Raw genomic sequence first — 13,229 nt, 5'->3', positions numbered from 1 at the left:
ATACTGCTAGAGGAATAGCGCCATGACTCGAGCCCTGGATGACCTAGTCGCCCTGCTGGGCCTGGAAATGATCGAGGAAAACCTGTTCCGAGGCCAGAGCCAGGATCTGGGCTTTCCGCAGTTGTTCGGCGGCCAGGTGCTTGGCCAAGCACTGTCGGCAGCCAGCCAGACGGTTATCCCGGAACGTCGCGTGCACTCCCTGCACGGCTATTTCCTGCGCCCTGGCGACGCGAAGCGGCCAGTCGTCTACCAGGTCGATACCGTGCGCGACGGCGGCAGCTTCACCACCCGCCGCGTTACCGCCATCCAGAAGGGCAAGCCGATCTTCTTCTGCAGCGCTTCCTTCCATGGCGAGGAAGAGGGTCTATCTCACCAACTCGCCATGCCCCATCAGGACGATCCCGACAGCCTGATCGCCAAGGGAGCCAAGGTGCAACGTTTCGAGTGGCACCCCATCGAGTTCCTGCACCTTGGTGATGACCCTGGCAATGGCAGCGACAGGCCACCGCGCAAGCGGCTTTGGTTCAGGCTATCCGGCAACCTGCCCGACGACCCGGCCCTGCATCGCTACCTGCTGGCTTACAGCAGCGATTTCAATCTGTTGACCACCTCGCTAGTACCCCATGGTATCGCGTTCGGCGACCCTCGGCTGCAGATCGCCAGCCTCGACCATGCGCTGTGGTTCCACCAGGACGTTACCGTCAACGACTGGCTGCTCTACGACATGGATAGCCCTTGGGCCGGCGGCGCCCGCGGCTTCGCCCGCGGCAGCATCTACGATCGCGCAGGTCAACTGGTCGCCTCGGCCGCCCAGGAGGGCCTGATCCGCATGCGCGACTGATTTCGTCATCGCCAAACTCGACACAGCCCCGTCCACCTTGCTGAAGCGCTGACCCCACCGGGCGTTGGCGGTGCCGATCCAGCAGCCTCCTCTGCCCAAGAAATTGCATGCAACACTACCCGAAAGTCTAGTTTGTAGATGGATATCACCTGACCTAGGGTTGGTATTGTATGCAACTTCGAGGTAGTCATTGTGGCCAAGGCCAGACGCACCGACATCGACGGCGTGGCGAAAACCGCCACCTCCCAGGTACACGAAGCCATCAAGCAGCGCATCATCGATGGCCATTACCGGGCCCATGAATATGTCCGCGAGACCAGTGTCGCGCGCGAGCTCAACGTCAGCCGCACACCGGTACGGGAGGCCCTTCGCGAGCTGGTGTCAGAAGGCTGGCTCGAGGCCATCCCCCATCACGGCGCACGAGTCGTGGCCTGGACCGAAAAGGACGCACGCGAGGTGTTCGAGTTGCGTCTGGTACTGGAACCCATGGCGGTGGGCCTGGCCTGCCATCGCATGGAGACCTCGCGCCTGGCCTACCTCGATAGCCTGGCGACGCGCATGGAGCAACTCACCGAGCGCGTCGTCGCCGATCCCGAGGCACGCAACGAAATCGCCAACTTGAACCATGAGTTCCACCGCGAGCTCGTACAGGCCAGCGACAACCAGCGACTGATCGCGGTGCTCGACAGCGTAGTGAGAACCTCGGTGATCCGGCGCAACTTCGGCAACTACGATATCGACCACCTGCGCCGCAGTATGCGTCACCACCGCGAGATCCTGCAGGCGATCGAGGCCAGCAGTCCTACCTGGGCGGAAAACGTGATGCGCTCGCACCTGCTCGCGGCCCGCGCGCTGCATGTCAGGTTCCCCGACACGGCGCCCGATGGCGCGGCGCCTTGAATCCCGCGCCTCAGCGAACCCTTCGTTATCAGAGGAAGCACAACAACAATGTCCCACAGCCCCCTCACACCCCAGACACCGCTCACCGATCTCAAGGTACTCGAACTCGGCCAGCTGATCGCCGGCCCCTACTGCGGCCAAGTCCTCGCCGATTTCGGCGCCGAGGTCGTCAAGATCGAGCCACCCGGCAAGGGCGACGCCATGCGCCAATGGGGCGAGGCCGACGACAGCGGCGAACCGCTGTGGTGGAACGTCATCGCCCGCAACAAGAAGTCGCTGACGCTGGACCTGCGCCAGACGCGTGGCCAGGACATCCTGCGCGAACTGGCTGGCCAGGCCGACATCCTGATCGAGAACTTTCGTCCCGGCACCATGGAACGCTGGGGACTGGACTACGACAACCTGGCCAAGGTCAATCCCGGCCTGATCATGGTGCGCGTCACCGGCTTCGGCCAGGACGGCCCCTACGCCTCGCGCGCCGGTTTCGCCTCGGTGTGCGAGGCCATGGGAGGGCTGCGTTACATTAGCGGCTATCCCGACCGCCCCCCGGTACGCGTCGGCATCTCGCTGGGTGACACCCTGGCCGGCCTGCACGGTGCCATGGGGGCCCTGGTCGCGCTGCATCACCGCGAACGCACCGGCCGCGGCCAAGTGGTAGACAGCGCGATCTTCGAGTCGGTGCTGGCGATGATGGAGAGTCTGGTGCCGGATTATGCCCGCACCGGCAAGATCCGCGAGCGCAGCGGCAGCTTCCTGAAAGGGATTGCGCCGTCCAATGCCTATCCCACCCGCGATGGCCGCGATGTGATCATCGGCGCTAACCAGGATAGCGTGTTCCAGCGGTTGTGCCGGGTCATGGGTCAGCCCAAGCTGGCCGAACATCCCGACTTCGCCACCCATCGCGCGCGCGGCGAGAACCAGCAGGCCATCGACGACCTGATCGCCGCCTGGACGCACCAGCATGATGCCCAGGATATCGTCGACTGGCTGGCCGAGGCCGGGGTGCCGGCTGGGCTGGTCTATCGCGCCCCGGACATGCTCGCCGACCCCCACTTCCAGGCCCGCGAATCGATCGTCGAGGTCCCCGACCGCCACGGCAAGCCGCTGCCCATGCAGAACGTCTTCCCACGTTTGACGGAGTCGCCGGGACAAATCCGCCATGTCGGGCCGGCGCTGGGCGAGCATACCGAGGCCATTCTCGGCGACTGGCTCGACCTTGACCGCGACACGCTCGAAACGCTTCGCCGCGACAACGTGATCTAGGGGGGCACCACCATGGAACCCGTATTCGTCGTGATCGCGCTGGTCGGCATGATTGGGCTCGGCATGCCGATCTTCCTGGCGCTGGGCGTAGCCGGACTGATCGGCCTGTACCTGGCGCGCGGCTCACTGGCGTTCTTCTTTGCACCCTCGTCGCTGTTCGGCCAGCTAAACGGTTTCGAACTGATCGCCTTGCCGCTGTTCATCCTGATGGGCAACTTCCTGGGGGCAACACCGGTGGGCTCCAGCCTGTTCCAGGCTGCCGTGCGCTGGTTGAACTGGCTGCGCGGCAGCCTGGCGATCTCCTCGGTGGGCGCCTCGGCGATGTTTGGCGCGGTGTCCGGCGTCAGCCTGGCGGGGGTCGCCGCAGTCGGCTCGATCGCCGTGCCGCAGATGCTCGAGCGTGGCTACAGCCGCTCGCTGGCCGCCGGTGCGGTGGTCAGCGCCGGGGCACTGGCGATGCTGATCCCGCCCAGCGTGCCCTTCATCATCTATGGCGCGGTCTCCAGCGTGTCGGTGGCCGAGCTGTTCATCGGCGGTATCGTGCCCGGCATCGTGCTCGCCGTTGCCCTGTCGCTATTCATCTTTGTCCGTGTGCTGCTCAATCCCGGTGAAGCCCCGGTGGCCACGCAACGCTTCACCTGGCGCGAGCGTTGGCAGAGCCTGGGCAACATCTGGCACGCCGCCCTGCTGGTGCTGGCCGTGCTCGGCTCGATCTATACCGGTTTTGCCACGCCCAGCGAGGCCGCCGGTATCGGCGCCATGGGCGCCTTCCTGATCGCCGCCGTGATCTTCCGCAGCCTGACCTGGGCCAAGATGGTCGAGATCCTCGGTTCCACCGCGCGCATCAGCGGTGCCATCCTGCTGATCATCGGCTGCGCCAAGATCTTCGGCGACTACCTGAACATGGTGCGCGTGCCGCAACTGCTGACCGAGATGCTCACCACCAGTGGCCTGCCCACCTGGGCCATCCTGCTGGCAGTGATGCTTCTGCTGGTGCTGCTGGGCATGATCGTCGACGCCGTGTCACTGATCGTGGTCACCACTCCGGTGCTGCTGCCGCTGATCGAGGCACTCGGCTACGACCCGCTGTGGTTCGGCATCGTCATGGTGCTCAACCTGGAAATCGCCGTGGTCACGCCGCCGGTGGGGCTCAATCTCTATGCCCTGCGCGGCGTCTGTCCCGAACTCTCGGTGGAAGAAATCATCCGCAGTGCCTTGCCCTTCGTCGCCGTCCAGTTCCTCGTGCTGATGCTGTTCGTGTTCTTCCCCAGCCTCAGCCTGTGGTTGCCGGGCCTGATGTAGCCCGGTGCAAGACAACCGGCAACGGTTGCAACGTCAATCGAATCCACGCTCACAACAACAAGCAGGAGACATCATCATGACCCTAACCCGTCGCCAAGTGCTCAAATACGGCACCTTCGCCACCGCCGGCGCCACCCTGTTCGGCGGCCACAGCCTGTTCTCGCCGCGCGCCATGGCCGCCAACACCCTGGTGGGCGTCACCTACCTCCCCCCTTCCTACAAGGCCTTGACCTACGGTTCCCAAGGCTTCGTCGACTTCCTTGCGGAAAACGGGGGCGATACCCTCGCGGTCGACTTCCATGACTCCGGCCAGTTGCTCAAGGCCGACGAGCAGTTGCCCGCCCTGCGCGCCGGCAACATCGACTTCATGTTCCACACCTCCTCCTATATCACCCGCTCGCTGCCGATTCTCGGCATCACCGGGCTGCCCGGGGTGGTTGGCGAGCTCTATCGCCATCCCGAGCGCCTGGCGATGGGCAGCCCGCTGCTCGAGCTGATCAACGAGCAACTCGCCGAGGACAACCTCTACATGCCCACGGCCGGCGGCGGCATCCTCGAGCCGGAGTACATCTGGAGCACCGAGGGCAGCCTGATTCGCTCACTCGCCGACCTGCAGGGCAAAAAAGTGCGTGTGGTCAGCTACGAGGCGACGCTGGCCCTCGAGAAGTACGGCATCGGCGCCACCCGCATCCCGTCCTCGGAAACCTACATGGCCCTGCAACGCGGCACCGTGGATGCCGGGGTGTTCAATATCTCGACGGTGATCGGCCGCAGCCTGCACGAGCAGCTCGACACCTGCTACAAGCTGCCGACCACGGCGTTCACGGTGGCCCCGTTCATGCTCCGCGACCGCTGGGACCGCCTCGACGACGATACCCGCGGGATCCTCGAGCGGGCCGCCCAGTGGTACGACGAGAACTTCATCAGCCACTGCAACGACGACATCTATCCCAACGAGTACTGGCCCCAGGTCGAGGCCGAGGGCGTGGAGGTGATCGAGCCCTCCGATGAGGATATCGCCACCTTCAACGAAGGCGCCGACGCCATCTGGACGGCCTGGAAGGAGGATGTCGGCGAGGAAGTCGGCGAGCGCGCCATCGCCCTGGCCCTGGGCGAGGCGTAGGAGGGTGCCATGACATCCCTGATCATGCGCCCCTGGGACGGCCTGATGGCCGTCCTGCGCTGGGCCTCGATGGCCGTGCTGCTGTTCATGATGGTGACGATCTGCTACGACGCCGTCATGCGCTATGTGTTCATGGCCCCGACCAACTGGAGCCTGGAGATCAACTCCTTCCTGTTGGTCTACCTGGCGGTGATGAGTGCCGCCGAGGCCCAGCGCCACGATGCCCATATCCGCATCGACTACTTCAAGGTCAAGTTGTCGGCCCGCTTGCAAGCCGCGATCGGCGTGATCACCGGCATTCTTGGCGTCATATTCTGTTTCGTGCTGGCCTGGCGCGGCGGGATCATGATGATGCAGGCCTTTGAGTATGGCGAACGGGTGTCGAGTTCTCTCGGCACCCCGATCGGTATCCCCTACGCGATACTGCCGGTCGGCTTCGGCCTGCTGGGATTGCAGTTCGCCATCGACACGCTGCGTGCTGGCCAGCAATGGCTTCATCCCGACGCGCTCAAGCGACAGGAGAGTTCTCCCCATGCCTGACACCCTGAGCCACAAGCTGATCGCCGCCCATCTCGTCGACGGCGATATGACCCCGGGTAGCGAGATCGCCCTGCGCATGGACCAGGCCCTGCTGCAGGACATTCTCGGCACCCTGGTGATGCTCGAGCTGGATGCCATGGGCATCGAGCGCGTGCATACCTCGCCGAGCGTGCAATACATCGACCACACCCTGATCCAGCAGGACAACATCAACGCCGACTCCCACCTGTTCCTGAAGAGCGCCTGCGAACGGCTGGGCGTGTGGTATAGCGGGCCGGGCAACGGCATCAGCCACCCGGTGCACATGGAGCGCTTCGGCGTGCCCGGCCAGAGTCTGGTCGGCTGCGACAGCCATACCACGGCAGCCGGTGCGCTGGGCATGCTGGCGATCGGTGCCGGCGGTATAGAAGTGGCCATGGCCATGGCCGGCGAGCCGCTTTACCTACCCATGCCGGAGATCGTCGGCGTGCACCTCGAAGGCGAACTACCCGACTGGGTCAGCGCCAAGGACATCATCCTCGAGTTGCTGCGCCGCCATGGGGTGGCCGGGGCCAAGAACTGCATCCTCGAATACCACGGCCCGGGGCTCGCTGCGCTCGACGCCATGGACCGCCATGTGCTGGCCAACATGGGCACCGAGATGGGCGCCACCACCAGCGTCTTCCCCAGCGACGAGGTGACCCGCGAGTTCCTGCGCTCGCGCGGTCGCGAGGGCGACTGGCAACCGCACGCCGCCGATGCGGACTGCCGATACGACCGCACCGAACACATCGACCTGTCGCGGCTCGAGCCATTGATCGCCCTGCCCTCCAGCCCCGACAAGGTGGTACCGGTCAGCGAGGTGGCCGGCGAGCCGCTCTACCAGGCCTACATTGGCTCCTCGGGCAACCCCGGCTATCGCGATTTCGCGGTGGTGGCGGAGATCGTCAAGGGTCGCAGCGTGGCCGCCAACGTCTCGCTGGACATCAACCCCTCGACCCGCCAGGTGTTGGCGGCGCTGATCGGCGAGGGCCACCTGAGCGCCCTGGTCGAGGCCGGTGCACGGCTGCATCAGCCGGGTTGCAACGGCTGCATCGGCATGGGCCAGGCGCCTGCCGCCGGCCGCAACAGCCTGCGCACGGTACCGCGCAACTTCCCGGGCCGCTCCGGCACCCGGGAGGACAGTGTATTCCTGTGCAGCCCGGAAAGCGCCGCCGCCTCGGCCCTGGCCGGGGTGATCACCGACCCGCGCACCCTCGACATGCCGTGTCCACGTCCCCGCGAGCCCGGGCGCATGGTGGTCAACGACAGCTGGTTCGTGCCGCCGCTGCCGCCCGAGAAAGCCCGTGGCGTCGAACTGCTGGCTACCGACAACACCCCACCGCTGCCGCTGCTCGAGCCCCTGCCGAACAGCCTCGAAATTCCCATCCTGCTCAAGACCGGCGACAACATCTCGACCGACGACATCATGCCGGCCGGTGCCCGGGTGCTACCGCTGTGGAGCAACGTCCACGCCTCGGCCGAGCACACCTTCGAGGCCGTCGACCCCGGCTATGTCGAGCGCGCGCGACAACAGGGCGACGCCGGCCACGTGATCGTCGGTGGCGCCAACTATGGCCAGGGCTCGAGTCGCGAGAACGCCGCCCTGGTGCCGCGCCTGCTGGGGCTGCAGGTGGTGGTCGCCAAGAGCTTCGCGCGCATTCACTGGCAGAACCTGCCCTGCTTCGGCGTGCTCCCGCTGACGTTCACCGATCCGGCCGACTTCGACCGTTTGCAGCAAGGCCAACGAGTACGTATCGACGACCTGCGCCAGCAGCTGGCCGCCGGGCAGATCCTCAAGGCCTCGCTAGACGACGACACCCTCACCCTGAGACACGAACTCAGCCCTCGCCAGTTGGAGATTCTCTCCCACGGAGGAGTGATCAACTGGCTCAAGCAGCGCCCGAGCCCCACGCCATCACAGGAGGCAACGTCATGACACCGCTCACGCCCCCCAAGGCGGTGGAAATCGTCGAGGTCGCCCCGCGCGACGGTTTCCAGTCGATCCGCGATCCGCTGCCCACCGCCGACAAGCAGCGCTGCATCCAGGCGCTGATCGATGCCGGTATCACCCGAATGGAGATCGGTTCCTTCGTCAGCCCCAAGGCCATACCGCAGATGGCCGATACCGGCGAGCTGGTCGCCGCCTTCGCCAATCGGCCCGGCATGCGTTTCTCGGCACTGGTGCCCAACCTCAAGGGAGCGGAACTGGCCCTGGCGCAAGGCGTGCGCGAAGTGGTCTACGTGGTTTCGGTGTCGGAATCGCACAACCAGAGCAATGTACGGCGCAGTGTCGACGAATCGCTCGCCGATCTGGCCAGGGTCGTCGAGTGTCTGCGCCAGGCGGGCGATGCCTGCCTGCGCCTTGACCTGGGCACCAGCTTTGACTGCCCCTACGAGGGGCGTATCGCCTGGACCCAAGTCGACGCGGCGCTGGACAAGGCGCTGGCCCTGTGCGGAGACCTCGAACTCGAGGTCGCCCTATGCGACACCACCGGACGCGCCACGCCCTATCAGGTGGCCGAGCATTTCACCCGACTGCGCGAACGCCATCAACGCCCCAGCCTGCGATGGGCCTTCCATGGCCACGACACCTTCGGCATGGGCGTGGCCAATGCGCTGTTCGCCATCCACCATGGCGCCACGGCAGTGGACGCCGCCTGCGGCGGGCTGGGAGGCTGTCCCTTCGCGCCCGGCGCCACCGGCAACACCGCCACCGAGGATCTAGTCTACGCCTTACAGGGCGGCAAGGTTCACACCGGCATCGACCTGCCGCTCCTGTTGAACGCCGCCGACTTGATCGCCGCGCTGCCTGGCGGCCAGACCGCCAGCCACCTGCGTGAGGTGCCTCGCGAGCGGGTGAGCTGACCCAGGCCATGATAATCGTCGTCTTTGCCACCACCCTGGTGCTGGCCTTCTCCTCACTGGTCGCCTTGTATCCCGCGGCCATCGCCCCGGAAGTCGCGCCGGCACTGGGCGTGTCCTCAGCCACCGTGGGACTGCAGGTCAGCCTGATCTTCACCGGGGCCATGCTCACCGCGCTGATCGGCGGCCCGCTCACCCGCCGTCTCGGCCCGTGCCGCACCAGCCAGCTCTCGTTGCTGCTGGTCGGCCTCGGGGCGGGACTGCTGGCCATTCCCTCACTCGCCTCCTTCGCCATGGCCTCGCTGGTGGTGGGGTTCGGCTACGGCCTGACCAATCCCGCCGCTTCGCTGCTGCTGGTACGCTTCACGCCCCGCCGCCATCAGGGGCTGATCTTCTCGCTGAAGCAGACCGGCGTGCCGCTGGGCGGCGTGCTGGCGGGGTTGATCGCGCCCTGGCTGGCACTGGCGGTGGGCTGGCAGGCGGGGCTGTTGTGGCTCTGCCTGTTGGCGCTGACCGGCATCCTTGCCCTGCAGGCCAAGCGCGCCCGGTGGGACGACCAGCGCGACTCGCGTAGCCGCTGGTGGCGCACGCCCCTGGCCGGTCTGCTGGTGGTCTGGCGACAGCGCTCGCTGCGCTACGTGGCGCTGATCAGTCTGTGCTTTTCCGCCATCCAGTTGTCACTGTCGGCGTTCACCGTGTCGCTGCTGGTCGAGGACCTGGAAATCCGCCTGGTAGCTGCCGGGATGGTGATGGCGGCGATCCAGGTCTGCGGCGTGGGGGGCCGCGTCTTCTGGGGCTGGATCGCCGACCGGCTCGACAACCCACTGGCCACGCTAGGCGTGATCGGCATCGTCACGGCGCTGGGCGCGCTGACGGTCGCCGCGATGACGCCCGGCTGGCCACTGGGCATCGTGGCCGGCGTACTATGCCTGATGGGCGGGGCCGCTCTGGGCTGGAACGGCGTTTATCTCGCCGAGGTCGTGCGCCTGGCCCCCCCGGAACGCGTCGCCGATGCCTCGGGAGGCTGCCTGGTCTTCACCTATGCCGGCGTGCCGCTGGGCCTGCCCGCCTTCACCCTGCTGCACGGGATACTCGACAGCTACAGCGGAGTCTTCGTCGCGCTGGCAGCAATCGCCCTGCTGGGACTGCTCCTCGTGCAACAGGCACGGCTCGCCTCGCGCCGGGAAAGCGGCGCTCGGCATCACGTCTGCTCCACGCATGGCGGATGACCTGCGCATAGGAACCACTGCGCCGTCACGCCATGTTGCTGAGCAACACCACCCCCTGAACGAAGTAGAAAGCACCGATCGCGGTGACGATCCAGCGCGTCCAGTAACGGAAGCGAGCATCGGTCAGGCGGCGCAATATCGCATTGCCCGAGCGCGTACCAAGAATGGCGAAGGGAATCGCCAGCAATATCAGGCCCCACTGGCCCGTACTCAGTGTCAGCGCCGCGCTCAGGTAGAACACGATCTTGATGGCATGCGCGATGACCTGGACCGCCGCCTTGGTCGCCACGACCTGCCGACGATCCATATGGGTACGGATGAAGAAGATATCGATGGTCGGCCCCGACACGCCGGAAGCGATGGTCAAGCCGCCGGCGACCAGCCCACAGCAAAAAGCATGGCTGGTACGCGAGGCATCGAAGTGGAACCAAACCTTGGGCACCCATACCAGCAACGGCATCAGGCCAATCAGTATCGACACGGTGGCCGTGTTCGGCGTGTAGTCGACCAACGCCAATAACACGGCGGCGAGCGCCCCGCCCGAAGCGATGATGGCAACGATACGGAAGTCGATGTAACGGCGCGACAACCAGGCCCGCGAGGCATTGGCGCAGAGCTGGATCACGCCATGCACGGCAATGGCCACTGTCGCCGGTAGCGCCAGCAACAGGAACCACAACAGGATCAGCCCCCCCGCCATGCCGAAAATCCCCGACAAGGCGGAGGTCAGAAAGACCACGACCAGAAAGGCTAATGCAGTAAAAATCGACACTTTGGCTTATCCAAGACGCCGCTGACTTCGTTGTGCCCATTCACCGTCAGCCAGCGGCCGCGGCGGGCTTCTGCGAGGCGGGCATGATGGCCCGTCTCTGGAAAAGCCGGCATCTTAGCATCGTTGGGCTTGGCCTTGCTGGTGCTCGGCAGCTCACATCGCAGGTGAGATCACTCGGTCGACTCGTTCTCCTGCAGCCGGCGTTGCAACTTGACGGGAGGCCGGGTTTTCGAACGTATCCGCAGGTTGAGCATTTCCACGCCAACCGAAAAGGCCATGGCGAAGTAGATGTAACCCTTGGGGATGTGGAAGTGCAGACCCTCGGCCACCAGCATGACGCCAATCATGATCAGAAAGCTCAGCGCCAGCATCTTGATGGTCGGGTGACGATCGACGAAATCACCGATTGCCTTGGCGGAAAGCATCATCACGCCGACCGAGAGCACGATGGCGATAACCATTACCTGCACGTGATCGGCCAGGCCGACAGCGGTAATGACCGAATCCAGAGAAAAGACGATATCGATCAAGGCGATCTGGATCAGTATGGAATACATGCTCGCCGTCCCGGCTGAGCGGTGTTCCTCAGGCCCACCCTCGAGACTGGCGTGGATCTCATGGGTACTCTTGGCCAACAGAAACAGGCCACCCCCCAGAAGGACCAGATCGCGTCCCGAGACCGACACCCCGAAGACCTCGAATAACGGTGCCGTGAGCCCCATCACCCAGGCAAGCGAAAGCAGCAACAGGATGCGCATGCCCATCGCCAGCAACAAACCGATCAGCCGCGCCTTCTGACGCTGTGCGGCGGGCAGCCTGCCCACCAGGATGGAGATGAAAATGATGTTATCGATACCGAGCACGATCTCGAGTGCCGTAAGCGTCGCCAGCGCCACCCATGCCTGAGGGTCCGAAAGCCATTCCATGCGTATACCCTACCCTTGCCAAGAAGGTTGTGATTACCGTTAATCCAACAAGTGACGCACGAAAGGCAACGGCGTCCTTGCCTACGGGGCCAGCATATCCGAGTAATGTGCCGGTATCAGCCAAGCCTTCGGCCATGATCGCCTCTTCTAGAGGCTATGAGAAGTTTCATTCTTGAATCGAGGTGGATCCGGAAGCACCGGCTCGGGAAGAGAGGCTGGCATCGAGCCCCTTTTGTTCTTATCATTTTTCCAGCTCTCGCATGCCGCAATAGCTCAGCTGGTAGAGCAGCGCACTCGTAATGCGCAGGTCGGCGGTTCGAGTCCGCCTTGCGGCACCAAAAAAGTAATTAAAAACTGCCATTTAGAAAAATAAGTGGATGACGATTTTCCATCTGTCTGGCTATAGGTTCCAAATAGGTTCCATAGGATCTCTTCCCGCCCGCGCGCGTGGAAATGTCGGCTTGTCTCTGGTTTAGAGACAGGTCGACATGCCCTGATTGAGGTCGTTTTGACCTGACTGAGACCGTTTTGGCGACCCAAAGAAAAAAACCCGACTCGATGGCCGGGCTTGGGGCTTTGGGGTATCAGGCGACCTTGAATACTTCCTGACCGCTCCAGTGGTTACAGAACCGTTTCAACAGATTGTCCGAGTCCTGAACCAGATCCCCGAGCATACGGTCAATGAAGAAGGCGCTCTGGTACACACCCCCTTCACCGCGGGCCTCCGACTCGTACCGATTCATGATCACAAAGAACATATGCCTGGCGGGGTCGATGAACAGGTCAGCAAATTCCTCTAGCGCCCCTCCAAGATCTGCGCCGTCCTTTTCCTTTGCGCTCCGTTCGATGTCGCCCTTGGTGCTGTCCTTGAGATCCAGCTCAGCAACCTTGATCTCAGGGTTGCTGCAGTTGGAGCTCAACGCCTTCCAGACTTCGGCAGCCTGCATGAGTCGGCGGCCAATATAATAGGCCGACTTGGCATCGCTATCCTCGAACACATCACATGTCGCGTCGGGGTCGCCGAGAGCCTGGATCATGTTGGCGACAGCTTCGAGGCGATTAGCCATTTCTTGGGCTTCGGTAGCCAGGGGGCTCTGGGTTGGGAGTTGATGGATAGTGTTATCATTGCGTTGCATGTCGGCGTCTCCTGTAAGTGGTTGCCGATGTGTATCGCCTCGAGGTGCTGCCACACCTCGGGGCATCCTTCCTACTTTTTCTTTTGCTGCTCGACCAACTCCAACCCAGCATCGACCAGCGATCGCAGCGCATTGGCTCGGGTCACTGGCTGCCGTGTCATAAGCTCCAGTTCTTTGCGGTAAGCTTCCACCCGCTCCAGCAATTCGGCAGAGAGGCGAAGCGTGACGTGTTGATCCTGAGGGGACATGTCGAGCCCTTGATGTGTTCGTATGTGTTACAAGTTAGTTCAATGGATCACATGGCGCAAAGTTTT

The 13,229-nt window shown here is 64.0% G+C and carries 13 protein-coding genes and 1 tRNA gene; 10 read left to right on the top strand and 4 right to left on the bottom strand.

The genetic code is table 11. The features are described 5' to 3' along the window. Window positions 1-22 precede the first annotated feature (22 nt). The 9 genes from IE093_RS08530 to IE093_RS08490 all read left to right on the top strand — a co-directional run bounded on the left by IE093_RS08530 (window position 23) and on the right by IE093_RS08490 (window position 10,081). Window positions 23-841, top strand: a complete 819-nt coding sequence (locus tag IE093_RS08530; protein WP_189468136.1) for an acyl-CoA thioesterase — start codon at window positions 23-25, stop codon at window positions 839-841. Window positions 842-1,033: 192 nt separating this feature from the next. After that, on the top strand, window positions 1,034-1,741 hold the full coding sequence (locus IE093_RS08525) for a GntR family transcriptional regulator (protein ID WP_229803399.1): 708 nt from the start codon (window positions 1,034-1,036) through the stop codon (window positions 1,739-1,741). A 48-nt stretch (window positions 1,742-1,789) separates the two neighbouring features. After that, on the top strand, window positions 1,790-3,004 hold the full coding sequence (locus tag IE093_RS08520) for a CaiB/BaiF CoA transferase family protein (protein WP_189468134.1): 1,215 nt from the start codon (window positions 1,790-1,792) through the stop codon (window positions 3,002-3,004). 12 nt (window positions 3,005-3,016) lie between these two features. Beyond that, a complete protein-coding gene (locus IE093_RS08515; RefSeq protein ID WP_189468132.1) occupies window positions 3,017-4,306 on the top strand; it encodes a TRAP transporter large permease in 1,290 nt (429 codons plus the stop codon). 76 nt (window positions 4,307-4,382) lie between these two features. Further along, window positions 4,383-5,429, top strand: coding sequence for a TRAP transporter substrate-binding protein (locus IE093_RS08510; RefSeq protein ID WP_189468130.1), 1,047 nt, complete (start codon window positions 4,383-4,385; stop codon window positions 5,427-5,429). A 9-nt stretch (window positions 5,430-5,438) separates the two neighbouring features. Further along, window positions 5,439-5,969 carry a TRAP transporter small permease subunit gene (locus IE093_RS08505; RefSeq protein ID WP_189468129.1) on the top strand — a complete coding sequence of 177 codons (531 nt, stop codon included), beginning with the start codon at window positions 5,439-5,441 and terminating at the stop codon, window positions 5,967-5,969. Continuing rightward, complete coding sequence (locus IE093_RS08500; RefSeq protein WP_189468127.1) at window positions 5,962-7,926, top strand: aconitate hydratase; 1,965 nt, start codon at window positions 5,962-5,964, stop codon at window positions 7,924-7,926. Before IE093_RS08505 ends, IE093_RS08500 begins: the two co-directional genes overlap by 8 nt. Beyond that, a complete protein-coding gene (locus IE093_RS08495) occupies window positions 7,923-8,855 on the top strand; it encodes a hydroxymethylglutaryl-CoA lyase (RefSeq protein ID WP_189468125.1) in 933 nt (310 codons plus the stop codon). The genes IE093_RS08500 and IE093_RS08495 overlap by 4 nt, the downstream gene beginning before the upstream one ends. 8 nt (window positions 8,856-8,863) lie before the next feature. Continuing rightward, a complete protein-coding gene (locus tag IE093_RS08490; RefSeq protein ID WP_189468123.1) occupies window positions 8,864-10,081 on the top strand; it encodes an MFS transporter in 1,218 nt (405 codons plus the stop codon). Between the two features lie 25 nt (window positions 10,082-10,106). Here the strand turns inward: IE093_RS08490 and IE093_RS08485 are convergent, their stop codons facing one another. Together IE093_RS08485 and IE093_RS08480 are read right to left on the bottom strand one after the other, a co-directional pair. Then, entirely contained in the window at window positions 10,107-10,853 is a 747-nt protein-coding gene (locus tag IE093_RS08485; RefSeq protein ID WP_189468121.1) for a sulfite exporter TauE/SafE family protein, read from the bottom strand. Window positions 10,854-11,023: 170 nt separating this feature from the next. After that, complete coding sequence (locus IE093_RS08480) at window positions 11,024-11,779, bottom strand: TerC family protein (RefSeq protein WP_189468119.1); 756 nt, start codon at window positions 11,777-11,779, stop codon at window positions 11,024-11,026. 262 nt (window positions 11,780-12,041) lie between these two features. On the opposite strand from IE093_RS08480, the gene IE093_RS08475 reads away from it, so the two are divergent. Further along, a tRNA-Thr gene (locus IE093_RS08475) sits at window positions 12,042-12,117 on the top strand. A gap of 246 nt (window positions 12,118-12,363) precedes the next feature. On the opposite strand, the gene IE093_RS08470 is transcribed toward IE093_RS08475, so the two are convergent. Then, on the bottom strand, window positions 12,364-12,915 hold the full coding sequence (locus IE093_RS08470; RefSeq protein WP_189468117.1) for a hypothetical protein: 552 nt from the start codon (window positions 12,913-12,915) through the stop codon (window positions 12,364-12,366). Between the two features lie 71 nt (window positions 12,916-12,986). Then, complete coding sequence (locus tag IE093_RS08465) at window positions 12,987-13,163, bottom strand: hypothetical protein (RefSeq protein ID WP_189468115.1); 177 nt, start codon at window positions 13,161-13,163, stop codon at window positions 12,987-12,989. Between the last annotated feature and the right edge of the window lie 66 nt (window positions 13,164-13,229).

Source organism: Litchfieldella qijiaojingensis, assembly GCF_014651875.1.
Taxonomy (GTDB): domain Bacteria; phylum Pseudomonadota; class Gammaproteobacteria; order Pseudomonadales; family Halomonadaceae; genus Litchfieldella; species Litchfieldella qijiaojingensis.
Note: the sequence above shows the minus strand (reverse complement) of the source record. Positions and strands in the feature narration are given on the sequence as shown.